Raw genomic sequence first — 23,386 nt, forward strand, 5'->3', positions numbered from 1 at the left:
ACTAATGAAAGCGCTCGAAGGTGTAAAAATTCTTGATTTCACCCATGTCCAGTCAGGGCCGACCTGTACCCAGTTGCTGGCCTGGTTCGGGGCGGATGTGATCAAGGTGGAACGGCCCGGTGTGGGGGACGCGACCCGCAAGCAGCTGGTTGATGTGCCGGGAGCAGACAGCCTCTATTTCACCATGCTGAATCACAACAAGCGGTCCATTGAGCTGAATTCCAAGAATGAGACAGGCAAGGAAGTTCTGACCCGCCTCATTCAGGAATGTGATGTGCTGGTGGAGAATTTTGCGCCGGGGGCTCTGGATCGTATGGGCTTTTCCTGGGAACGCATTCAGGAAATCAATCCACGGATCATCATGGCTTCCGTCAAGGGGTTCGGGCCTGGTCAGTATGAAGACTGCAAAGTCTATGAGAACGTGGCGCAATGTGCAGGCGGCGCGGCATCCACCACAGGATTCCTTGATGGACCGCCGGTGGTGACGGGTGCGCAGATTGGTGACTCCGGCACAGGCCTGCATCTGGCGCTCGGGATCGTAACAGCTCTGTTCCAGCGTGAGAAAACCGGGCGTGGCCAGAAGGTTCTCGCGGCGATGCAGGATGGGGTGCTCAACCTCTGCCGCGTTAAGCTGCGCGATCAGCAGCGCCTGGCTGCCGGTCCTCTCAAGGAATATTCCCAGTTTGGTGAGGGTGTTCCGTTCGGTGAGGCAACGCCCCGCGCCGGTAACGATTCAGGCGGTGGTCAGCCTGGTCGTATTCTCAAGTGCAAGGGTTGGGAGACCGATGCCAACGCCTACACCTATTTCATCACGCAGGCCGCGGTCTGGGAAGCTATCTGTGATGTGATTGGCAAGCCGGAATGGAAGACACAGGAAGGTTATGCAACACCACCTGAGCGGCTCGACAAGCTGAACGAGGTGTTTGATGCCATTGAGGCCTGGACCATGACGAAGACCAAGTTCGAGGTCATGGACATCTGTAATCCACTCAATATTCCGGTCGGCCCGATCCTGTCGATGAAGGAGTTGGCGGAAGATGATGGCCTGCGGGAGACAGGTACCATCGTGGAAGTCGACCATCCGGAGCGCGGCTCCTATCTGAGTGTCGGCTGCCCCATCAAACTGTCTGATAGCCCGGTCGATGTGACACGCTCTCCGCTTCTGGGTGAGCACACCACCGAGGTTCTGAGCGAAGTGCTCGGATATTCAGGCGAGGATCTGGACCGTGTAATCGGGTCCGGTGCGGTCGGGGAGGTTAAAGCAGACGCCGCTGAGTAAGGAGACTTTTCGGCCGGTCGCAGGAGGAGCGACCGCCAGTTCGGGAGGAGAATATGCGTCTCATCGTCATGGGACAGCAGGCCTTCGGCAAGGATGTGCTGGAACGGCTGCTGGAAGACGGAACAGATGAAGTTGTCGCGGTCTATTGTGAACCGGACCGCGACGGCAGGCCGGTTGACCCGATCAAGGCCTTTGCGCTCGAAAAGGGTCTTCCGGTAGAGCAGCCAGCGAGGTTCGAGGAGCAGGCCATTCTAGACAGGCTGGCCTCCTTTGATGCTGATCTGATGGTGATGGCATTCGTCAATGTCTTTGTCCCGGAAGCCGCAAGGGATACCCCGAAGCTCGGTTCAATCTGCTTTCACCCGTCACTGCTGCCTTTTCATCGCGGGCCATCAGCTGTGAACTGGCCGATTATCATGGGGCGCCAAAAATCCGGTTATTCCTGGTTCTATCCCACAGACGGTCTGGATGAGGGGGACAGCCTGCTGCAATGGGAATGTCCGATTGAACCCGATGATACCGTCATCGACTTGTATTTTAAGAAGATTTACCCATCAGCAGTTGAATCTGTTCTGGATGTCTGCAATCTTTTCCGATCCGGTGTTCCTCCGCGGCTGGTGCCTGATGAATCAAAGGCCACCTACGAACGGCGATGCACAAAGGCGCATGCCCGCATCGACTGGAACAAGCCTGTGGGTCAGGTCTATGACCTTATCCGGGGCACCAATCCGTCACCGGGCGCGTGGACGACAGTGAATGGTGAGGAACTGGGGATTTTCGATTGCCGCCGGGAGTCCGGCGACGGGGTGTCGAGCAAGGTTCTCGAGGTCTCCGAAGACGGTGTTCTTGTTCAGTGCGTCGGCGGACGCATCAGGATCAAGCGGGTACGACCAGCCGGTGGTGACAAGATAACGGCTCCTGACTGGGCGTCTCAGGCAGGCATCAAGGCAGGAGACCGGCTTGGGCAATAATATGACTACAGTGGATGTCCGAGGGGCGGATACAGAAGCATTGATGCTTCTTTCAAGAGGATAGAGTTTTGATTTACAAGATTATTGTTCCGGTAAGAGGCGATGGAAAGGGCGACAATGTTCTTGCGCATGTTGCCGCGCTGACAAAGCGCCACAGGGCGCATGTTGTTGTGACGCATTGCCGGGCACGATCAGAGGATCTGCTGCCCTTCGGAGTCCCTATCCCGAAATTCTTCCGTGAACAGATTGTCGAGAAGGCACAGGATGTGGCCGACCAGGTCGAAGAGCAGCTGAAGAAGGAGTTTACCGAGCTCACAGAGGCTTTCGGACTGACGGTAACGGATCAGCCTACAGGCAAGGAGGCCACGGCAACCTGGGTGGAAGAGCAGGGGCGGCAGGTTGAGGTTATCCGGCATCATGGACGTCTTGCGGACCTGATTGCTGTTGCCCAGCCGGATCGTGACCGGAACCTCGGTACCAACACATTGAAAGCGGCGCTGTTTCACACCGGTACACCGGTGATGATGTGCCCGCAGGCTGAAACGCCACCCAAGGATCTTGGCAGGCATGTGGCCATAGGCTGGAACGGATCAATGGAAGCCAGCCGGGCCGTGGCCATGACCATCGGTCTGATCACCATGGCAGACAAGGTGACAATCTTTGCCGGTCAGAACCAGATCGGCGGGGCGTCGGCTGATGATCTGCTGAAATATCTCGCCCTGCGCAATATCGAGGCGGAGATCGTTCCTTTCTCACCCAAACGCAATGCAGGGAGAGCATTGCTTGATGAGTGCGGCAATCACGGCGTCGATCTGCTCATCATGGGGGCATATGGCGACAGCCATGAGAGGGAAACACTGTTTGGAGGGAACACGCAGGCTGTTGTCGATAAGGCAAAGATGCCTGTGGTGTTCGTGCATTAACACGTTGCCTGATTGAGGCACAGGAGGATGAATTTGGAGGATTTGCCGATCCCTGACAGTTCCCTGACAAATCTCTGACAGGGAGACCGGGCTCGGTGGATGAAGCGCCGCGCGACGCTCCTCGCGTAAGATAGCATTTCTATCAAGGGAGGGAGACATGGCTATCACCAAGAGACTACTCATGGGTCTGGCAGGTGCGGCAGCACTCACAGCGACCGCCTTTACTGGCATCGCGCAGGCCTTTGAGCCCACGAAGCCTATCGACTTTGTCATCATGGCCGGTAAAGGCGGCGGTGCTGACAAAATGGCTCGCCTGATGCAGGCCATTGTTGAGAAGGAAGGTCTGTCAGCACGTCCGCTGGTTCCGACCAACAAGTCCGGCGGTTCCGGTGCTGAGGCTCTGGTGCATATGAAGAGCGCCAATGATCCCAATCATACGATCATGGTGACACTGAATTCCTTCTTCACAACGCCATTGCGTCAGCCTGGTCTGAACGTGGATATCATGACCTTCGCGCCTGTTGGCCGTATGGCGGAAGACACCTTCCTGCTCTGGGTCCACAAGGATACGGGCATCACTAGCTTTGAGGAATTCCTGAAGGAAGCAAAGGCACGTGGCAACCAGTGGGTCATGGGCGGAACCGGCAAGAATTCCGAAGACAACATCATCACCGATTTCCTGAACAATAATTATGGCCTGAGCATCAAGTACATCCCGTACAAGGGCGGCGGGGCCGTAGCCAAGGATCTGGCGGGCAAACAGATTACCTCCTCGGTAAACAACCCGTCCGAAGCACTCGGTTTCTATGAAGCCGGAACGGTGATCCCGCTTGTTGCCTTCACCAATGAACGTCTTCCGATGTTCCCTGATGTGCCGACCCTGAAAGAGACCGGTGGTGACTTCGCCTATTTCATGCAGCGGGCCGTTGTTGGCGCGCCTGGCATGTCTGACGATGCACTCGCCTATTACACCGCCATGTTCACCAAGGTGTTCAATTCGGCTGACTGGCAGAAATACAAGTCTGACAAGTCCCTGATGGGCGACTTCATGGCTGGCGGTGATCTCAAGTCCTATTGGGATACGCAGCGCTCACGTCATCAGACCATTCTGAAAGCGTCCGGCGCAATCAAGTAATCAGGTCAGTCCGGGAAGGGAAACAGGCGTAATGCGTAAGGCAGAACTTATCACGTGCACTATTCTTGGGATCCTTTCCCTCTACCTGATGTGGAAAAGTGGCGAGCCGCCGGCATGGAACCCCGATGTGGGGCGGTTCGCAAATATAGGGTTCATCGAGGGCGAAGGCCCGGGTAGCGGTTTCTGGCCGTTCTGGCTGTCGCTGGTGATGTTCCTCAGTTGTGTGTGGACCGGTATCAACTGGGTCAGGAGAACCTCTCCGCCGTCCCGGTCGCAGCAGCAATATCTCGACACATACGGCAAGAAGATGGTTGTCTTTGTCGGTGGCGGTATTTTCGGATTTCTGATCCTGATCGGTTTTCTGGGCTTTTATGGAGCGATCCCGCTCTTCCTGATCTACTACCTGAAATTTCTGGGCCGCCACAGCTGGCTGACAACGATCTCCATCGCTGTCGCAACGCCGGTGGTGTGCTTCTTCTTCTTTGATATCGCGATGCGGATTGTCCTGCCCAAAGGTCACCTGGAACCGCTGTTCCTGCCGCTCTACGACATCTTCTACTGATTTTAGCAAGGCATACAGGGAAACTGGACAATGGAAATTCTTGTTGCGCTCTTCCAGGGGGTCGGTATTGCTCTCGAGCCCGTCAATCTGGGCCTTGCAGTCCTTGGTGTTGTGGTTGGACTGTTTGTCGGTGCCATGCCTGGTCTCGGATCGGTCAATGGTGTTGCTATTCTGCTGCCTTTCACCTTTGTCATTCAACAGACGACCGGCAGTGCCACATCGCCGATGATCTTTCTGGCCGCCATCTATTATGGGGCCATGTACGGGGGGGCGATTTCGTCGATCACGCTCGGCATACCGGGGGCGTCGACCGCCGTGGCCACAACCTTTGACGGGCGTCCGCTGGCCCTTGCCGGCAAAGCGGACCGGGCGCTGGTGACTGCGGCGGTCGCATCTTTTATCGGCGGCACTATCTCTGTAGTTCTGTTCACCGCTTTTGCGCCGCTTCTGGCTTCTGTTGCCCTTAGTTTCGGGCCACCTGAAATCTGCGCCCTGATGCTTCTGGCGTTTGCCACATTCGTTGGCCTTGGCGGAGATGATATCCCCAAAACCCTGTTCTCGATCTGCTTTGGCCTTGTGATGGCCGCGGTCGGTTTCGACCAGATCTCCGGCGAACCGCGCCTTCTGTTCTTCGATTCAACGGAATGGTTCAGCCGTGGCATCCGGTTCCTGGTTCTGGCCATCGGTATCTATGGCATCGGCGAGATGTTGTGGACCATCAATACAACGCGCGACGAGAACACCATGTCGGACGTGAATTTCACCTTTGGCCGGATTGTTAAAGCCCTCAAGAGCTTCCGCGAGGCCTGGAGGGGCACCATGATCGGATCGCTTCTGGGATTCTTTGTCGGCATTCTGCCTGCAGCCGGTGCCACTCCAGGCTCGCTGATGTCATACGGCGTTGCCAAGATGACGTCGAAAAATCCGGAGGAATACGGGCGAGGGTCCGTTGACGGGGTGGCGGCTCCGGAAGCTGCCAACAACTCGGCCTCCACTGGTGCCATGCTGCCGATGATGACACTGGGTATTCCCGGGTCACCGACAACGGCTGTCCTTCTGGCGGGCATGGTGATCTGGGGCCTGCAGCCGGGCCCGCTTCTGTTCACCAACCAGCCCGATTTCGTCTGGCCGCTGATTGGCTCCTTCTACATCTCAAACCTTGTGGCGGTGCTGGTCAACCTGGCTTTCATCCCGCTGTTCCTGTGGATGTTGCGTATGCCGTTCACCATCCTGGCACCGCTGATTTTTGTGCTGTCGCTTGTGGGAACCTACGCGGCCTATCAGAATATGTATGAAGTCTGGCTGATGGTCTTCTTCGGCGTCGGCGCCTTCTTCCTGCGCATTCTTGACTATCCTGTTGCCCCCGCTGTTCTGGCCATCGTGCTTGGGCCGATTGCAGAACCAACCCTGCGTCAGTCGCTTCTGTTCTCTGACGGCAGCTTCAGCATTTTCTTCACTCGCCCAATCGCCGGGCCGATTACGGTGATCGCGATCATCCTGATCCTGCTGCCGCTGCTGAAAGCCATCTGGGACAGAACCGGAGGAGCAAAAAGGAAAGCCGCATCGTGACGCTGAAGGCCCTATGACCACCGGGGTGGAAACAGAACCCTGCACTGCCTGGGCTCCGGGGCTGGCCTCATCCATCCCCGGCAGGCTCATGCATCTGGCAACGATTTATCGGCCCGAGCATGCGCTGGTGTCCTATCAGGAGGCCAGCGAACTTGCCGAGTTCTGTCATCTGAAACCTGATTTCTTTATCGCCTTCCGGATTGAAAGGCTGGTTCAGCATGAAATTCTGATCCGGGTGACCGCAGACCTGTCTGTGCCTGACGGGCCGAGTTACGAAGAGCTGGGCATCAATCTCCGCAATATGGTCTCGACGCTTTATAACTGCGATATCCTGCAGGAAATGACCGACCTCGAAACCGAGTTCAACGCCCTAAGGCAGAAGGCTGAAGACCGTCTGCTGCATTATCTGGATCAGGACCTGTACGGCGTGTCGAAAGCTCAGAACCCGACTCCTGTCAAACAGGGCTTCTGGGCTCGCCTGTTCGGGGCAAACGCTGCGGAGGCCTCAAGACCACCGAAGAAACCTGCCTCATCTGAACAGCCTGAACTCGCCGCTCTGGAAGCCTGGAAGAGCTATCTGGAACAGGACCTGGAACCGCTTGATGAAGCCTGTCTCAAGGCTCTGGTCAGGGTGGTTGGCGGTATCTCCGGTCAGCGGGGTAGGCTGGTAACGGATCGGGGCCTGACGGCCCGCATCGCCGTCAATGTGGTGTCAAACGACTTTGGCAGCCAATGGGTCAGTGACCGCATATCGGACCTCTTTATCAATGCGGCCGGGCTGCGGCGTTATCGGCTTCTGCCCCGGCAGGAAAAGCCCGTGGTGATGAATGTGAAAGGCGCGTCCGCGGCTGGCAAGAGCACCATCCGGCCACGACAGAGGGCGCTTGCGAAAAAGCTGGATATCCCCTGGGAGGATTTCGCCCTCATCAGCCCGGATTACTGGCGCAAGTTCCTGCTCGACTATGACAGCCTCGGCGAAGATGCCAAATATGCCGCCATGCTGACGGGAACAGAGCTGGCGTTGATCGACAAGAAGCTCGACCGTTATATGTCCGCAAAGGCGCTTGGCGGCGGCATGTCCCACCTGCTGATTGACCGCTTCCGCTTCGACAGTTTCACGACAGAGAAAAACCGTGGGGCCGACAGCAAGCTTCTCACCCGCTTCGGCGACCGTATTTTCATGTTCTTCATGATCACACCACCATCGGAAACCGTGGAACGCGCCTGGCTGCGCGGCAAGAGTACCGGGCGCTACAAGGCTGTCGATGATTTGCTCTATCACAATATCGAAGCCTATACCGGCATGCCGGAGCTGTTCTTTTCCTGGGTTCTGTCAGCGGAGAAAACCGTCCATTTCGAGTTTCTCAACAATGACGTGCCGCTTGGCGAAATGCCCAGAACCGTAGCCTTCGGTTGGAATGGCGCCATGACCATTCTAGACATCGGCAAGATGATCGATATTGACCGCTTCAAGAAGGTGAATATTGAGGCCCGCTCGCCTGATGATGTGTTCAATGGCGCTGATCTTGAGGCAAAGGATAATCTGGGTTTTCTCAAACGCTGCATACGGCAATTGCCGCACATCACCTTTGCTGATCAGCAGAGCGGTGCTGTCTACGGCAAGGTGGAAAACGGCAGGCTTGTCTGGAGTGACCAGACCCAGGTGCAACAGGGAGAATGGCCGGGCGTCGGGGACAATGTCAGAGCATGTGTCTTCGAGGTGCTGAACGAGCCGGGCGAGGGCGGTGATCCTGCCCGGTTCGCTCTCGATATCGAACGGGAAAAACAGTTCACCTTCGGCCAGTGGGGGCCGAAGGCTTAGAGCGTGTTGCGCCAAAGTGGGCACCGGTTTGGCGAAAACAACTCGCGTCATCAAAGACATAGATCGGATGGGTTTTATGGAGCTTCTTGGCTTTAAGAGCGACAGGCCCCTGTCAGCTCCTTCAGGAAGGTTTCGACACCATCAAGACCGCTGGCCTCAAGCGTGTCGATGACGGCGCTGCCGACAACGGCAATCTCGGCCCCGGCTGATTTGATGAGCTCGATATGCTGGCCGGAAGACACCCCGAAACCAATGGCAACGGGCTGGTTGGTGACCGTCTTGATCTTGGCGACCTCATCGCCCAGATGTTTGGCCAGTTCCGCCTTGGCGCCGGTCACACCGGTGCGCGAGGGCAGATATAGAATGGACCGGCTGGTGGCGGAAATCTCTTTCAGCCGCTCAGGTGCATTTTCCGGGGCCAGCACAGCCACAATCGGAATGCCTGCCGCTTCAGATGCCGCATAAAAGTGCTCGAATTCCTCTTCAGCCAGCGGCATGTCTGGCACGATCAGCCCTTTTGCTCCGGCAGCCACTGCCGCTTCACAGAAGGCTTTCGGACCCATGGCATGGACGATGTTGTAATAGGTCATGAACAGCAGCGGAATATCCACCTCTGCGGCCAGCTCCCGCATCACATCAAAGCACTGCTGCGGCTCAACGCCGTTCTGAAGCGCTTCCGTGCTGGCCTTCATGATGGTCGGGCCATCGGCAATGGGGTCGGTGAAGGGGATCTGCAGTTCGATGAAATCAACGCCGGTCCGGGCCATGGTGCGGACCAGATCCCGGGATTCATCAAGGGACGGATAGCCGATCACGATATGCGTCATCAGGCCGATGCGGTTGTCTTCGGCGATTCTCTCAAGCTGCCGGTCAATGGTGGTCATCGTCTTCGTATCCTTGATCTTATTCGCCGTCGATCTGGCTTTTCAGATAGGCGTCCCACTTGGTAGGCGTCAGCTTCTTGGCGGTGATGAACAGGTCCTTGTCACCCCGTCCGGACAGGTTGACGATAATGGTCTTGTCCTTGTCCAGCGTCTTGGCGAGTTTCATGGCCTGCGCCACGGCATGGGCAGACTCAAGAGCCGGAATAATGCCTTCCGTGCGGGCCAGTGCCTGCAGGGCGGCCAGCGCCTCGTCATCCTCAATCGCCACATAATCCACCCGGCCTTTCTGATGCAGATAGGCGTGCTGGGGGCCGATGCCGGAATAATCCACCCCGGCGGAAATGCTGTGGGTGTTGGAAATCTGGCCGAAATCATTCTGCAGGAACAGGGATTTGTATCCCTCAACCACGCCGACCGTGGCCTTGCCGGAAATCTTGGACGCATGATCCCCGCGTATGGCCACACCGCGGCCGCCGGCCTCGACACCCACCAGCTTCACATCCGCATCATCAAGGAACGGATTGAACAGACCCAGCGCATTGCTGCCACCGCCAACACAGGCAATGCAGTAATCGGGCTTGTCCTTACCGGTCCGGGCGCGGAACTGGCTCTGTGCCTCAAGGCCGACAACGGTCTGGAAATCCTTGATGATGGTGGGGTAGGGGTGCGGGCCAATGACAGAGCCGAGCAGAAAATAGGTGTCGGTGATGTGGGTGGTCCAGTGCTTCATGGCTGCAATAGCCGCATCCTTCAGCCGTCTTGTGCCATCGCGCACCGGCACAACTTTGGTGCCCAGCTGCTCCATATAGAATACGTTCGGGCGCTGGCGGTCATAATCCACCTCGCCCATATAGACCACGCATTCAAAACCGAAGAGGGCGGAGATGGTAGCTGTTGCCAGACCATGCTGACCGGCCCCGGTTTCCGCCACGATCTTGCGCTTGCCCATGCGCTCGGCCAGAACCGCCTGACCGATACAATGGTTGATCTTGTGCGCGCCTGTGTGGGTGAGACCTTCATTCTTGATGTAGATCTGCGCCCCGCCCACATCCGCACTCAGATTGCGGCAATGGTGGAAAGGGGTGGGTCGCCCGACAAAGTTCTGAAACAGGTCCCGAACCCGCTCCACAAAGGCCGGGTCAGCCTGGGCCTGACGATACTCCGCTTCAAGATCCAGAAGAGGCTGACGCAGAACTTCCGGCACATAGGCCCCGCCAAATTCCCCGAAATGCCCCTTGTCGTCGACGTCATACGCCGTCTCGATAAATTCGAACGTCACCACACACTCTCCAAACTGTTTGCTTGTGAATATTACGGCTGGCCCGAACATGCAATCCGTTCAGCCCCTTTCCGCGCCTGAAGCGACCAAAGACGGAGAAAACAGAGGGGATTATTTGTGATGCTGGGGAGTGATGGGGCTGTTTGTTTGGAGCCCTGATTGCCCGAACGCCTGATTGCCAGAGGTCGCAATCCTGTGGCTGCAATCCGGAGGTCGAGGGTAACGCACCGCATCTGCCCCACCCCCGCTGTCATGCCGGACCAGGATCCGGCATCCAGCCAGACCATGCTGCAAGCTATTCCGTCTCAAGTCAGATTCATTGCCCGACACTGGAAAACGAGTCCAAAGAGTTGAATCAACGCTAATCACTACAACCAGCCTTGCCGCCCAACAAAACCCGCGCTAGCCTCCCCACCTGAAGGAGCCGGAATCACCCATGGCAGACCCGCAACATTTAAACTGGCTGAGGGAAGGCGTCGAAGCCTGGAACAGGCGGCGGCGCCAGGAGCCGTTTACGCCGGATTTGTCTGGGGCAGACCTCATAGGGGCATACCTCAGAGGGGCAGACCTCAGAAGGGCAGACCTCAGAAGGGCAGACCTCAGATCTCTACAATCGACACGGGACATAAACAATGAGGGCCGTGTCGATTGTAGGGCTAGTATCGGTCTCACTCAAAGCCAACTCAACACAATGATTGGTGACACTGGCGTTATCCTGCCGGAGCATCTCTCCCATCCGACGGACTGGCCGGTCTGGGAGGATATTCCGCATCAGGTTGCTGAGGAAATTGGGGAGGAGGATGAGCTTGATGCAGAAACCACCTCAGACAACAATAGAGTGGAAAAACCTGCCGATGAGGCCCTTGCCGATCTCGCCGCAAGCAGCTCTGTTTCTGCCGACCTGAAGGACGGTCGACTTCATGTGACTCATGCGCCCCTCAAAGGGCAACCGCGGCTCGATAATCCGGATGCGTTGAATGAGGCGTTCGGGGATCTGGCCTATTCCTGTCGCATGCTCCTTGACCGATGGGAGGAACGCCCACCTAATGTTTCCGACCGCTCGAAAGCGGAAATCCTCGCGTTCCGGGCCTTGTCGGAGGCAAGAGAGCGTGAATGGTATAAATGGCAGGTCCATAGCGAGATGTTGTCGACCTGGCTCCGGGAAGAGGCGGACAATCACTGGCAGGGGATGGACTCGCTTGCAAAAAGCCTTCTGGAAAAGGTGCAGGCGCTGAAGCCTTATCTGAAGCGGGAAAGCGCTTCTGAGACGGACAAGGACAAACCCGTTGCGCCAGACATCAGACTTTCCGAAGAGGATATGGACAAGATCGAGGACGGCCGGACAAGGCTGTCCAAGGTGCTTGATGATGAGACGGCCCGTAACGGGCTAACAGATGATGCCTCTGAGTTTCTGGAAGAAAGTCAGAAAGCTCTGGAGCAGGGAGCCGAGCGCATCGGCAATCCTGATCGAACCATCAGTCAAATCGGCCACGAACTCTTGCAGAAAGCCATCCATAACCTCGCCGGGTTCACGTCATCTGCCTGGGGATTTTTACGTGATGCTGGAAAAGACGCCATCAAAACAACGGTAAAAACAGCCCTCAAAACCCGCCTTCAAGACCTGCTCAACTGGCTGCTGAGCTTCTTCTGAAGCCTGAGTATCGGAACACCGTAGAACAACCGGATTTTCAGGGAGAAGCGATGGTGCTGCTAGAGAGGTGCGGAGTGGTCTTTCTTAAGCGTTGCGCGCAATCTCAACTTCTACGGCATCGGCATTTCGGTTTAGTCGCCTGATCAGTCGGATGACCCGGTCGCTTTCTTCATCATCAAAGATGCCTGAAAGCCCTTCGTGGTTGACATGTGTGAAGGGGGTTTCAAACAGAACTTTTGGCTCCATCGTTCCGTTCCGCACCAGATAGTCAACGACCTGATCCAGGAATGTCATCTGGTCCGGTAGCAAAGATGTTTTCGAGAAAAACTCAGCCAGTGCCTCCTTGGCGGCTTTTCTTGTAAGCCCGACTGTAGACCGGATCAGGACGCCGAGCGGCCGATCTCCAAACAGTATTTCATATTCTTCCCGGGAAAGCGGTCCTTCTTCAGCAAAAAGAATATCCTCCAGCGCCTCCACATCGCGTCGTGAGATCGGTTCATTGTTGCGCAGGCGTCGGATTGTCAGGTGATCCTTGTTATCCGAGATGAACCGCTGCACCCGTCTGCGATAGTCCGCCATGTTGGCATCCGTCTTGACCAGCTGGTGCTCTTCGCTGCTTTCTCCCAACTCATCCTCGAAATTGGTGAAAACGTTTGTGTAACCCGGTTCGTTGTCGATGAACTTGATGAGCTCGCGCAGCCTGATCCGCACGTCTTCAAGCAACGGGAGCGTGACATCCTGCCACCATTCGTCTGTCTGAAGAGCAAGGATTAGCTCCAGCTGATCGTTCACAGACGGGATGGCTGCTTTCTCTTCAAGGCCGGATGCAAGTTTACGCACATTCTTGATCGCCTTCTCCTGCGCCCTGCTGCGTTTCAGCACAGCCAGTTGCAGGTTGGCGATGAGCAGATCAAAACGCCGGGCGAATTCATCATCCTCGTCGTGGGACGGAAGCCCGCTTATTTTGTCCGACAGCACAACAACATGCTCCGGCTTCAGCGCATTCCAGTTGCTGCGATCACGGAAGAACTCCACATCACGCCGCTGACGTCGGACAATGAAGTTCTCCAGTTCCATGACTGTGACAAAGGCATGCATCTGATCCTTCAGACTGGTCGAGAGGTCCGGCTCTTCACCACGATCATCCAGCAGGACGACCAGATCCAGACGACGCTTGAAAGTCTTCTGTTTGACAGATTCCTGAATGCGGATCTCATACCCTTCCGGATTGGCATCAAAGAATTCGAGGTTCTGACAATAGTCGAACACAACAAATTCCCGTTTGTCCTCACCGGCCAGAAACAGATCCGGACATAGCCGGGTTCCACGCCCGATCATCTGCCAGAACTTGGTCTTGGAACGCACAATCTTGAAGAAGACGAGGTTCACCACTTCCGGGATGTCTATACCAGTGTCCAGCATGTCCACCGAAACGGCGATCTGCGGTTCCTTGCCGTTGATGCTGAAATCGTCAATCAGGCTTTGGGCATATTTAACGGAATGGTCGATCTTCTCGCAGAATTTTGCGCCAAGCGCGGGGTAGTTCTTGTTGAACTGCTCAACAATGAAATCCGCATGTTTCGAGTTTTTGGCGAAGATGATGGTTTTGCCGATCTTGTCGCCACCTTCTACCGTAATGCCGTTTTCCATCAGATGCGCCAGCACCTTATTGACTGTGTCGATGTTGAACAGCCATTTGTTGATGGCGTTGGCCTCAATCGCTTCGATCAGTTCGCCCGTTTCCTCATCGTAGAATTCATCCCGAAGTTCGTATTCCTCCTGCTCTTCCGGGGACAGCTCATCATACTTGATGCCCTCACGCTGGAATTTCAGCGGCACGGATATGGCCCGCGGTGGAACGAGAAAGCCATCCTCGACAGCCTGCTCCAACTCATAGGAAAAGGTCGGCTGATGATCATCCAGCTCGAACAGCTTGTAGGTGTTGCGATCCACCTCTCCGCGCGGGGTTGCCGTTAGGCCGAGCACCAGGGAATCGAAATAGTCGAAGATCGCACCGTATTTCTGATAAACGGACCGATGGGCCTCATCCACGATGATGAGATCAAAATGCGACGCGCTGAACCGCTCCTGCTGATCTTTCTTCGAACCATCGATCAGGTTCAGCATGGTGGGGTAGGTCGAGAACAGGATGCGGGCATCCTCTTCCGTCTTCTCCAGCAGGCTGGCAACGGAGACATGGGGCAGCAGCGCATTGAAATTGCGTTTGGCCTGGGTGACGAGTGACACCCGATCTGCCAGAAACAGCACCTTGCGCACCCAGCCGCCGCGCATCAGCATATCAACGATGGAGATGGCAAGCCGCGTTTTGCCTGTACCCGTCGCCATCACAATCAGGCTTTTGCGTTTGAGATCCTTGCCGAAGGTCTGCATCACTCGGCTGGCCGCTTCCATCTGGTAGTGACGACCAGCGATTTCGAGCTTGGATGACAGAAGGCTCAGATCCTTGCGGCCTTCACGCTGATTGATCTTCCAGGCCAGTTCGTCACGGGTTGCAAAGCCTTCCACCTGGCGCGGCGGATAGAGACAATCATCCCACAGCCAGGTCTCATAGCCGTTGGAATAGTAGATGACCGGGCGCTGCCCATAGCGGGCTTCAAGACAGTCTGCATAGAGCGCGGCCTGTTGCTTGCCGTTGCGCGGATCGACACGTGTGCGTTTGGCCTCCACCAGGGCAAGCGGTTTGCCATTGTCACCCCAGAGCACGTAATCGACAAAACCCTTGCCATCCCGGCTACCGGAAGTGGTTGGCATGCCGGTGACGGGAAACTCTTCCACATTCTCCGCTTTCGGGTCCCAGCCCGCTTCCCGCAGCATGACATCGATGATCAGGTCGCGGGTTTCCGCTTCCGAATAATCCCCGTCCGGAATGGCCTTGCGGTTGGTGTCTTTAACCTGTTGTAAGGCGGCGAGTTCGGCCCGGATCCGTTCCAGCTCTTCCTCGGTTTTGGAGAGTTTCTCCTTCGCCGCATCCGCCTCGGCCATCCGCTCCTTCACCAGCGCGAATATGCGGGCATTTGTCTCTTCCTGGGATTTGGGCAGCAGAGAGGGATTGAAGGCGGGGGGCACCGGGCCACCCTTGGTATAGACACGGACCAGCCAGCCAAGAAAGCTGTGCAGCGCCCTGGCGATTTTGACGCCTTCTGCGGAAGAAATGCGCTGATCGCCGTGGGCGGCGATATTGCCCAGTTTGTGAATGCTCTTGATGTCGGTAAACAGCCCCCGCCCCAGCATGGAACTGAAGCTCCGCTCGTGGATCATCGCCGCCAGATTGTCCTGAAAGGGGCGGTCGAGGGATGTGTCATTGTCGTAGAGCCATTTCAGCGCCAGCTCCAGCGCGCGCCGGGCATAGATACAGGCCGCCCGCGGATCCCCTTGAGCATATTTCTCAACCTGTCCCGCATCCTCGGCCAGAAAACCCCAACGGCCCGTAAGGAAGGAGAAATTGCTTGTGCTCATATGGTTCAAGCCCCCTCGTAACTCCGATGCAGATAAACCTTGGCGCGCTCGAAATCCTCTGGTGTCCCGACAGTGATTTCAAGGTTACCTGTGCCCAGATGCCCTACATGGGCCACATCGCGCATAAACCCCTCTTCCAATGGCACTGTGGAGGGGTCAAGTTTCACAAAGAGAAGAAAGTCTTGTGCTCGCGGATGCACACAGACGAAATTCTTAATCCTTCTGAAGGCGACATAGTGCTTCAACGGGCGGACCTGGACATCATCCCCCAGATTGACAAGATACTCCTTGATCAGTTCATAAAGGTCTGATGCCTTCGCATTAAGGGCATCAAACCGGTCCGCAGCTGCTTTACGATTGCTGTTGGTTGCGCTGTTGCCGGCCTGCGCGGGTATGCTGGCAGACACCGCATTGACCTGCTCCAGCAACAGAAGGTCCGCGCCAAACTGCACATAGCGGATCAGCTCGATATTGTGGTTCATCTGCTTGATGGCGTGCTCGTCATATTTGGTGAAATCACCGGCAATGCAGATGAGGCGCGGATTGCTCCATTCAACCGTTTTCGCAGATTCCTCACCGAGCACCCGCAGCACCAGCATCTCGAAATCGCCGCGATGGGTCATCAGCCAGTCGAGATAATATAGCCCCTGATTGATGACATTGGCATTGGTGGAGCGCTTGTATTCGATGATGACAGGGCAATTGTTTTCATCAATGCCAATCGTATCAATCCGCCCGCCATGCTCCTTGCCGGTGGAAAATTCCGATGCCAGAAACCGCACCCCGAGAAACGCCTCAAGATTCCGCTCAATCTTCACCTGCAGCGATTTCTCCAGCGCCGCCATGGTGCCCGGAATTTCAGACACCGTATCACCATCCATGCGAAAGAGCTTCAGATCAGACATCACGCGGCCTCATCTTTGGCGGTGAGCTCTCCGCGAAAAGCGCGCTGGGAGAGGGAGGCGAAGAGGGAGTCTAATTTTCTCAAGTGTCCTTGCTGACAGTCGAGATCTTCTTTGTGCTTTTGTATAACTTCTTGAAAACGCATCTGAATATCAATCGGAGTCACCAGCAATGGAAAATTCCGCAATTGAGACTTGTTAATCGAAGCGATGCCAGTGGTCTGTTTCGCCGCTCTTAGAAAATATCGCTTCCCGTATGGGCTACCAATTACCGCCCTCACATACTCAGCCTTAAACCCAGCCTCTTCTTTCAGCCTGACACAGAATATATGGTTCTGATGAATGCAATCTGGAATATCATCATTCCAAACAGCACCGCGGCCAAGTTTGTCAGGATCGCCGCCCTCAGTGAGCAAGATATCCTCTGTTTTCAATAAATACTTGAGAACTTCGCTCTTTGTCGCTGGTATCGTCGCGATGTTGTCGAGGTTGAGGAAGCCATCTTGTACGTTTGCAACTCGCATATACGGAGTTTCAACTAGTTCTTTGTCCTTGGTCTTCCGACCTTTGGTAATACCCGATCGGATTTCTGCAACGTCTTCCAGTTTACAAACCTCCCACCCCTTCGGATTGGTCACCGGATCGCCGAACATATCGAGGAAGACGGATTTGAGGAGGGTATCGGTGAGCTGGATGGCCTGTTGCCGTTTGCGGCGCAGAGCATCGGCCTTGTCCAGAACAGCCGCAATCCGCTTCTGCTCCTCAAGCGGCGGGAGAGGGATTTTGAAGTTCTCTACAACTTTCTTAGATACTTCCTTAAATGTTGCGCCGTTTCCAAGCGCCTCTAGATTGGGCGCAAGGTGCCTAATGCAATAATATAAATAGATTGAATCTACATCTTCCCCAGGTACTAGACTTTTAAAGCCCTGGTTCGTGCACATTGATCTTCCGGCGATTGCCACATTGCCGATGGGCGCACGCGAAGTCAGCAGAACGGTTCCTTGTGGCAACATGTATGTCGCACAACTTTCGTAGCCCGCTCTGGAAATGTACTCCGGTGCATCAGGCAACTCGGGTGTTTCTAAGTTAGAAACATCTTTTGGCGTTACCCAGGGAACATCCTCTGTCGACCAAAAATCTGGAACATTCCGCTTGGGAGTAGCACCTCCCACAACCGTGCAGCAATCTTTCAATGAAACCAACGGCCAGCTCACAACATCCCCCGCAATTCCTTCAGATCCTGCTGGATCTCCGCTTCAAGCGCCTCAAGCTGATCGAGAATAATGTGTGGCGGGTCGTAGGTGATTTCTTCGTATTCGACTTCCTTGTAGCGGTTGATGGAGAGGTCATAGCCCTGTTCGGCAATTGCGGCCTTTGGCACAGTGAAGGCCTTGGCGGTTCTGTCGGTGAAATCACCCTTGCCGGCCCGGTGGGCCTGATACTGCGTGATGATGTCGGGGATGTCGTTGGCGTCCACCGCTTCGCGCTTGTCATCCAGGCTGAAGCCGTCTGCTGCCATATCGTAGAAGAACACGTCATCCGTGCCGCCTGAATCCGTGCGGGTAAACATCAGGATGGCGGTGGACACACCCGCGTAAGGCTTGAACACGCCCGACGGCATGGAGATGATGGCCTCCAGCTTCTGGCCTTCCACCAGTTCCTTGCGGATGTCCTTGTGGGCTTTGGAGGAACCAAAAAGCACCCCGTCCGGCACGATGGCCGCACAGCGCCCGCCGGGTTTCAGCTGCTTGAGAAACAGACTGATGAACAGCAGTTCCGTTTTCTTTGTCTTGGCCACCTGCAGCACGTCTTTCGCCACCGCATCCGCATCCAGCGAGCCCTTGAAGGGCGGATTGGCGAGGATCAGCGTATAGGCATTCCGGTTTGTGGCATGGTCTTCGGACAGGGAATCCCGTCCTTCAATGACGGGGTTCTCGATCCCGTGCAGGGTCATGTTCATCGCACCAATGCGCAGCATTGAACTGTCGAAATCCGAGCCGTGGAACATGGAATGATGGAAGTGATAATTCTCTTCCTGATCCACCAGCACACTCGCATGGTGATGTTCCAGATATTCAGCAGCCGCCACCAGAAACCCGCATGTGCCACAGGCCGGATCGGCAATGATGTCCTTCGGTGTCGGTGCCGTCAGCTCCACCATCAGCTTGATGATATGACGCGGTGTGCGGAACTGCCCGTTCTGCCCGGCCGTCGCAATCTTCGACAGCATATATTCGTAAAGGTCGCCCTTGGTATCCCGATCCTGCATCGGGATGGCGTCGATCATATTGACGACCTTGTCGAGCAGCGCCGGCGTCGGGATGATGAACACCGCATCCGCCATAAACCGCGTGTAGGAACTGCCCGCCGCACCGTTCAACTGTTTGATGAAGGGAAACACCTCATCCTTGAAAACACGGAATTTCTCTTCCGGATCGGCATCCTTGAACCTCGACCAGCGCAGATGCGCCTGACCGTCGAGGAAAATCGGTTTGTCGATAGGCTCGCCCAGGAGGTTAGCCCGGTTCTCCCGGTTGGTATGAATGTCATCAATCCGCTTGGCAAACAGCAGATAGGTGATCTGTTCGATGACAGACAGCGGGTTCGATACCCCGCCAGACCAGAAGGCATTCCATAACTGGTCGACTTTGTTCTTGAGATCGCCGGTGATCACGACACGCGTCCCTCGTTATATCGTTTTGCCTATTGTTATGGAAACAAACGGCTCAGTTCAACTTTAAAGCGTGGAAGCTGTTGATATGTCACAGGAACCAGGCCAGCGAGGCGGGTCTGCTTTTCAAGACGGAATGCAACGGAGCTTTGCCCCGTGCCGGGATGGTTTGTCATACAAAACACAGCTTGCAGCCGCGGGTTGCCTGGGATGAAGTAAACTCATGTGATCCGACAGAGTTGGTTGACAAAAGTTTCGGGAAAAGCCCGATCGGGTCCGCCGCTGGGGCAAGGCGCATTCCATGTTCATCAATGGCCCATGTCTCATCCTCACAGAGAAACAGGCACCTACCATCTTCCATAACGTGAGCCAGCTCGCATTTATCCTCCAGACGCTGCCGGGCGGCATCCAAAGCTTCTGAGTTTTCCATGAGCCACACCACGGCCTCGTCGCGACCATCAAACGGGGCACCAAGCTTGGGTGGAAACCGAAACGCTCGGCTAGGCAGGTCAGGTAAGCGAAAGAACTGTTGGTTAACGGGGAGAAGACCAAGGCCGGGATCACGGCAATGTCCGGAGTGCCCCCGAGGATGCTTAGAAGAGCGGTAGAGACAGCACAGCCATCGGAAAGTTACGATAACTGGAAATTATGCATACTCTGGCAAATAACTCCGAGTTTGTCGCGCGAAAAGAAGAGGTGAGTTTCGTCGGTAGTTTTATCAGCGATGCAATCAACGACACAGGATGCTTCAAATCTAGCGTCTTTCTACTGCAAGCCCCATCAGGGGCAGGTAAATCCCGATTGATCAACGAGTGTTTTGGACGATTTCCAGAGGTCGTTCACCTGAGAGTTGATGTACGACATCACCATGGTTATCGGGGCTTCAGGTCTGAATTCCTCCAAACAATTATTGTTCACTATAGGTCCATTATCAGATCAGGTAATGACGCACAGCTCTCCGACTGGATGTGGTCTGCGCCTCGGAATCGCAAGTCGATCGGAGATGCATTCTCTTCACTGGCAGATGGGGTAACTTTTGGCGGACTCACAGCTTTCAAGTCACTTCTCTCAGTAGTGAACTCAAAGACCTCGGCACATATTGAAGAGCTTTTTGCAGAACAAAATCAACTCGAAGACTGGATCGAAAAATTGATTGTCGAGTTGGGGCAGCGGTTTGCTATCGCAATCAGCGTTTCCAACGCACAGGAACTTAACTCAGACGACCTAGCTTATCTCATCCAAATTTGCTCCAAAGCACAGCACTTTCTGACGCTAGAGTTCACAACCGACAACTTTCAACATGGCGTCATCGAACGAGAGAACATTGCATCGCTCACATCGCAAGAAGGATCGAAGGTTGCCGCACTTGTGTTAGGACCACTCAAATGGAGTGATGCAAAAACGATATCACACAACCTAGGCGAAGATGATGATTGGGCGAGATGTTACTATGAGCAGCACGGTTTTAACCTCTTCGATCTGAAGAATCTTTCAAACCCTGACGGTATTTCATTTGAAAGCATTTGCGTCAGTGATTTTAGCTTTGGCCCCAGTATCCTGCCTGGTATCAAGAACCGATATCCTGCAACGCGACAGAAAATCATAGGATTGTCCCGCGATGAACAGATGGTACTCTGTATCGTTTATCTTCATGGAGGGTACGCAACTGGAGAAGATCTAGACGTCCTGTTAGCCGGAATATCAACCGTACAAGACTCTGTCACAATAAAAAACTCACTAGTCCAGAATTTAGAGTTATTAAAAAACAGCGAGCGAAATCAAAGCTTTCGCCTCACACATGACTCGATATCAGCTGCCATTGACGACAGCCTGGAGTTGTTGCCTCTTGTCAAGATTGCCGCGAAACAGTGGCAGGGCTTTTATCAAAAAAAATTCGAAGAGGCATTAGCACGCGGAGTGCGAGAGCCAGCATTTGAGTGCTCTATTAAGCTAGCCTATTTTTCCGCCTTGAATGGGAGCAATGATGCGCTCCTAGAGGCGTGCCAAAGCATTTACAAGCTGTCGAGGTATGTTTCTATGAAAGGGGATGCAAGAAACACCTTTCAATTCATCTTAGACAAAATGGGTACTGGCAGCTTGGTGCCAAAGAAGCTTCAGCCAGTGATAGCTTACTATCTGGGAGCTAGCGCAATCAATTTTCAGGACCTTCATCTAGCAAGTGAAGTGCTCAGCACGATGGATATGGAACGGTTTGGTGCAAACATCCTTAGCGTTTTTGTTTATCAGAAGAGGGATGAATTTCAGGCGTCAAACCGAATACTTGCAAGTCTTCAGACTGACATCGCGGCAAATCTGGAGACAGAAGATCGTTGCCTTTTAGACCTAGTAAGCATCATCAATCAGCATTCCATCGCCGGGACATCAAAGGAGATTGAAGTGGCAAAAGACGCATACCGTCGACTAGCCACAGAAAGCAGTGCTTTTCCGGGACTTGAGCCGATTATACTCAAACATGCATCAATAGGCTATGGTTTCAGAGAGAGCATACCTCTTCTGAAATCTTCAATCCGCAGGATGGAGCGGAGCGCTAACTATTTTGAGGTCGCACAAGCCAAACTCGTTCTTCTTATGCAACTAACAAGACTGGGCCACATTACATCTGCGTCTCAACAATTGTCAGAGATACGCGATGCCTTTCCAAAGGACTTTGCTGAGGAAGCAAACCTTTTGAATATTGAAGCACTCCTGATCTGTTTTTCAACAGAAAATAAGGGGGTGGCAGTTGAGCCAGCAAGGGAGTTGTTTCAACGTGCACAAAGAGTCTGTCGTGATGAATATCGAAAATTGGTCCTAGCGTCCAATCTGTTTGTTTATGATCACTTTATTGCCCCACCATCCCTGGGTTCGAGCAGGATGAAGGATAGTCGTGATGAGCTTCTTCACCTGCTAGACACATCAACGATTGGATTCAGGTATCTCTATGTCCTTGGTTATTATAATCTAATGCGATATTACGAGAGCATTGATGATAGCACTATGATGAAGTTATACCGTAGGAGACTCGGTAAGATTGACGACTCGGATTCCTTATTGTGGCGTTGTGCAATGGGATTGAGTGATCCCGTTGGTACCGAGGTCGAGTTTCTCGTTTCAACACCCTATATGCTGGCATTCTTACCTAACTATCAGGTATCGCCACCCTCGTTTCTTAATCGCGTAGACAGGATATCGGAAATCATATCTAGATAGGATTTCCCTATCGAATAATACGAGTGTGCGAACAAGCTTATTGTACTTATCCCAGGATCTGTCGATAGTTCGAGGCACCAGAATTCACCTGTGTACTTACCGTCTATCCGCATATAGTCGATCTTGCCCAAGGCAGTGTAAATAGACTTGACCCTGTTGATTAGGTCTAAAGGCATTTCTTCAGTCACATTAATGAACTGGTGTTTCTTTTTCCTATCCTTTGAGCGCTTGTCATGCATTGAAAACAATTTGTTTTCGAAATAATCGCTCTCACCCTCTATTCTAACTTCCATAGCTTCAATGTGAGCAATATTTTCAGAACCAACAATGCAAAATGAGATCTCGCGACCTCCGATGAATTCTTCACATAAGATCGGTGGTTCATGGTGTCGTAGTAATGCTGAGATCTGTCGCTGGGCATTCTCCACGCTCGACACCTTGCTGTCTTGAGTGATGCCTATTGAGCCCCCTTCCATCAACGGTTTGACAACAATGGGGTAGTTAAGAACGGCAGCGTGACCCCATTGATCCTCTCTACGAATCAAGATGCCGGGAGGTGTATTCAAACCGAACTCAGAACAGATGCTCTTGGAGAGTTCCTTGTCGCCAGATATCATAGCAGCATAGGGATCCGCTCCAATGTAGTCGACGCCATGTGCTTCGCAGATCGAAGGGACTATAGCGCGCCTGTTCCTGTTGTTTTCTCCTGACCAAATGCTCAAGACAACAGCATTGTGGTTAGCGGCGAAAGCTGCTGACAGGAGTTGAGGGTCGTCCAGATGTGTGCATATGTACCCGTTTGTCTCTATTCCGTGGATGATATCTGCAATAGTGTCACGTTCAGACACTTCCAGGTCAAATCTGCTCAAATCCAAACTGTCAAAGTTGTCAGCAACGTCGGAGATCAGCAAAACATGTTGATTTTTAATATGCATAATTTCCAGTTATCGTAACTTATGAAAATACCATAAGCTACACGTATAAAACGAAAACACAATCAATAGCAATCATCTGAGTCTGATCATACTCGCCTGAGTAGATTCGAGGCGCC

16 protein-coding genes and 1 pseudogene are annotated in these 23,386 nt (G+C 54.1%); 10 read left to right on the top strand and 7 right to left on the bottom strand.

Annotation, left to right across the window (positions count from 1 at the left end; all coding sequences use genetic code 11):
* Nucleotides 1-4: 4 nt before the first annotated feature.
* The 7 genes from frc to RA157_RS10895 all read left to right on the top strand — a co-directional run bounded on the left by frc (nucleotide 5) and on the right by RA157_RS10895 (nucleotide 8,261).
* Complete coding sequence (gene frc / locus RA157_RS10865; RefSeq protein WP_350333144.1) at nucleotides 5-1,279, top strand: formyl-CoA transferase; 1,275 nt, start codon at nucleotides 5-7, stop codon at nucleotides 1,277-1,279.
* A gap of 53 nt (nucleotides 1,280-1,332) precedes the next feature.
* Nucleotides 1,333-2,250, top strand: a complete 918-nt coding sequence (locus RA157_RS10870; RefSeq protein ID WP_350333145.1) for a methionyl-tRNA formyltransferase — start codon at nucleotides 1,333-1,335, stop codon at nucleotides 2,248-2,250.
* A gap of 68 nt (nucleotides 2,251-2,318) precedes the next feature.
* On the top strand, nucleotides 2,319-3,173 hold the full coding sequence (locus tag RA157_RS10875) for a universal stress protein (protein WP_350333146.1): 855 nt from the start codon (nucleotides 2,319-2,321) through the stop codon (nucleotides 3,171-3,173).
* A 157-nt stretch (nucleotides 3,174-3,330) separates the two neighbouring features.
* Entirely contained in the window at nucleotides 3,331-4,308 is a 978-nt protein-coding gene (locus RA157_RS10880; RefSeq protein WP_350333147.1) for a Bug family tripartite tricarboxylate transporter substrate binding protein, read from the top strand.
* A gap of 31 nt (nucleotides 4,309-4,339) precedes the next feature.
* Nucleotides 4,340-4,870, top strand: a complete 531-nt coding sequence (locus RA157_RS10885) for a tripartite tricarboxylate transporter TctB family protein (protein WP_350333148.1) — start codon at nucleotides 4,340-4,342, stop codon at nucleotides 4,868-4,870.
* Nucleotides 4,871-4,900: 30 nt separating this feature from the next.
* Nucleotides 4,901-6,439 (top strand): tripartite tricarboxylate transporter permease, encoded by a 1,539-nt coding sequence (locus RA157_RS10890; protein WP_350333149.1) that lies wholly within the window; start codon nucleotides 4,901-4,903, stop codon nucleotides 6,437-6,439.
* Between the two features lie 13 nt (nucleotides 6,440-6,452).
* Nucleotides 6,453-8,261, top strand: coding sequence for a DEAD/DEAH box helicase family protein (locus RA157_RS10895; RefSeq protein ID WP_350333150.1), 1,809 nt, complete (start codon nucleotides 6,453-6,455; stop codon nucleotides 8,259-8,261).
* Nucleotides 8,262-8,353: 92 nt separating this feature from the next.
* Here RA157_RS10895 and trpA read toward each other — a convergent pair whose 3' ends face one another.
* A complete protein-coding gene (gene trpA, locus RA157_RS10900; protein WP_350333151.1) occupies nucleotides 8,354-9,145 on the bottom strand; it encodes a tryptophan synthase subunit alpha in 792 nt (263 codons plus the stop codon).
* A gap of 19 nt (nucleotides 9,146-9,164) precedes the next feature.
* Nucleotides 9,165-10,424, bottom strand: coding sequence for a tryptophan synthase subunit beta (gene trpB, locus RA157_RS10905; RefSeq protein ID WP_350333152.1), 1,260 nt, complete (start codon nucleotides 10,422-10,424; stop codon nucleotides 9,165-9,167).
* Between the two features lie 436 nt (nucleotides 10,425-10,860).
* Between trpB and RA157_RS10910 the strand changes: the two are divergent.
* Nucleotides 10,861-11,016, top strand: a pseudogene (locus tag RA157_RS10910) (pentapeptide repeat-containing protein); the annotation flags it as partial.
* Between the two features lie 99 nt (nucleotides 11,017-11,115).
* Nucleotides 11,116-12,075 carry a hypothetical protein gene (locus RA157_RS10915; protein ID WP_350336260.1) on the top strand — a complete coding sequence of 320 codons (960 nt, stop codon included), beginning with the start codon at nucleotides 11,116-11,118 and terminating at the stop codon, nucleotides 12,073-12,075.
* Between the two features lie 84 nt (nucleotides 12,076-12,159).
* Here RA157_RS10915 and RA157_RS10920 read toward each other — a convergent pair whose 3' ends face one another.
* The 4 genes from RA157_RS10920 to RA157_RS10935 are packed head-to-tail and all read right to left on the bottom strand — an operon-like array spanning nucleotide 12,160 to nucleotide 19,128.
* A complete protein-coding gene (locus RA157_RS10920; protein WP_350333153.1) occupies nucleotides 12,160-15,552 on the bottom strand; it encodes a DEAD/DEAH box helicase family protein in 3,393 nt (1,130 codons plus the stop codon).
* Between the two features lie 5 nt (nucleotides 15,553-15,557).
* The gene (locus RA157_RS10925) at nucleotides 15,558-16,457 is read right to left on the bottom strand and encodes a DUF5655 domain-containing protein (protein WP_350333154.1); all 900 of its coding nucleotides are present in this window, start codon (nucleotides 16,455-16,457) and stop codon (nucleotides 15,558-15,560) included.
* Nucleotides 16,457-17,668, bottom strand: coding sequence for a restriction endonuclease subunit S (locus RA157_RS10930; RefSeq protein WP_350333155.1), 1,212 nt, complete (start codon nucleotides 17,666-17,668; stop codon nucleotides 16,457-16,459). The genes RA157_RS10925 and RA157_RS10930 overlap by 1 nt, the downstream gene beginning before the upstream one ends.
* A complete protein-coding gene (locus RA157_RS10935; protein WP_350333156.1) occupies nucleotides 17,665-19,128 on the bottom strand; it encodes a type I restriction-modification system subunit M in 1,464 nt (487 codons plus the stop codon). Before RA157_RS10935 ends, RA157_RS10930 begins: the two co-directional genes overlap by 4 nt.
* A gap of 645 nt (nucleotides 19,129-19,773) precedes the next feature.
* Here RA157_RS10935 and RA157_RS10940 point away from each other — a divergent pair.
* Entirely contained in the window at nucleotides 19,774-22,335 is a 2,562-nt protein-coding gene (locus tag RA157_RS10940) for a hypothetical protein (protein ID WP_350333157.1), read from the top strand.
* Here the strand turns inward: RA157_RS10940 and RA157_RS10945 are convergent.
* Nucleotides 22,272-23,270: a D-alanine--D-alanine ligase family protein gene (locus RA157_RS10945; RefSeq protein WP_350333158.1), complete on the bottom strand. Its 999-nt coding sequence runs from the start codon at nucleotides 23,268-23,270 to the stop codon at nucleotides 22,272-22,274. The two genes, RA157_RS10940 and RA157_RS10945, sit on opposite strands and share 64 nt — an antisense overlap.
* Between the last annotated feature and the right edge of the window lie 116 nt (nucleotides 23,271-23,386).

This window comes from Coralliovum pocilloporae (genome assembly GCF_030845175.1).
GTDB classification, from domain to species: Bacteria; Pseudomonadota; Alphaproteobacteria; order Rhizobiales; family Cohaesibacteraceae; genus Coralliovum; species Coralliovum pocilloporae.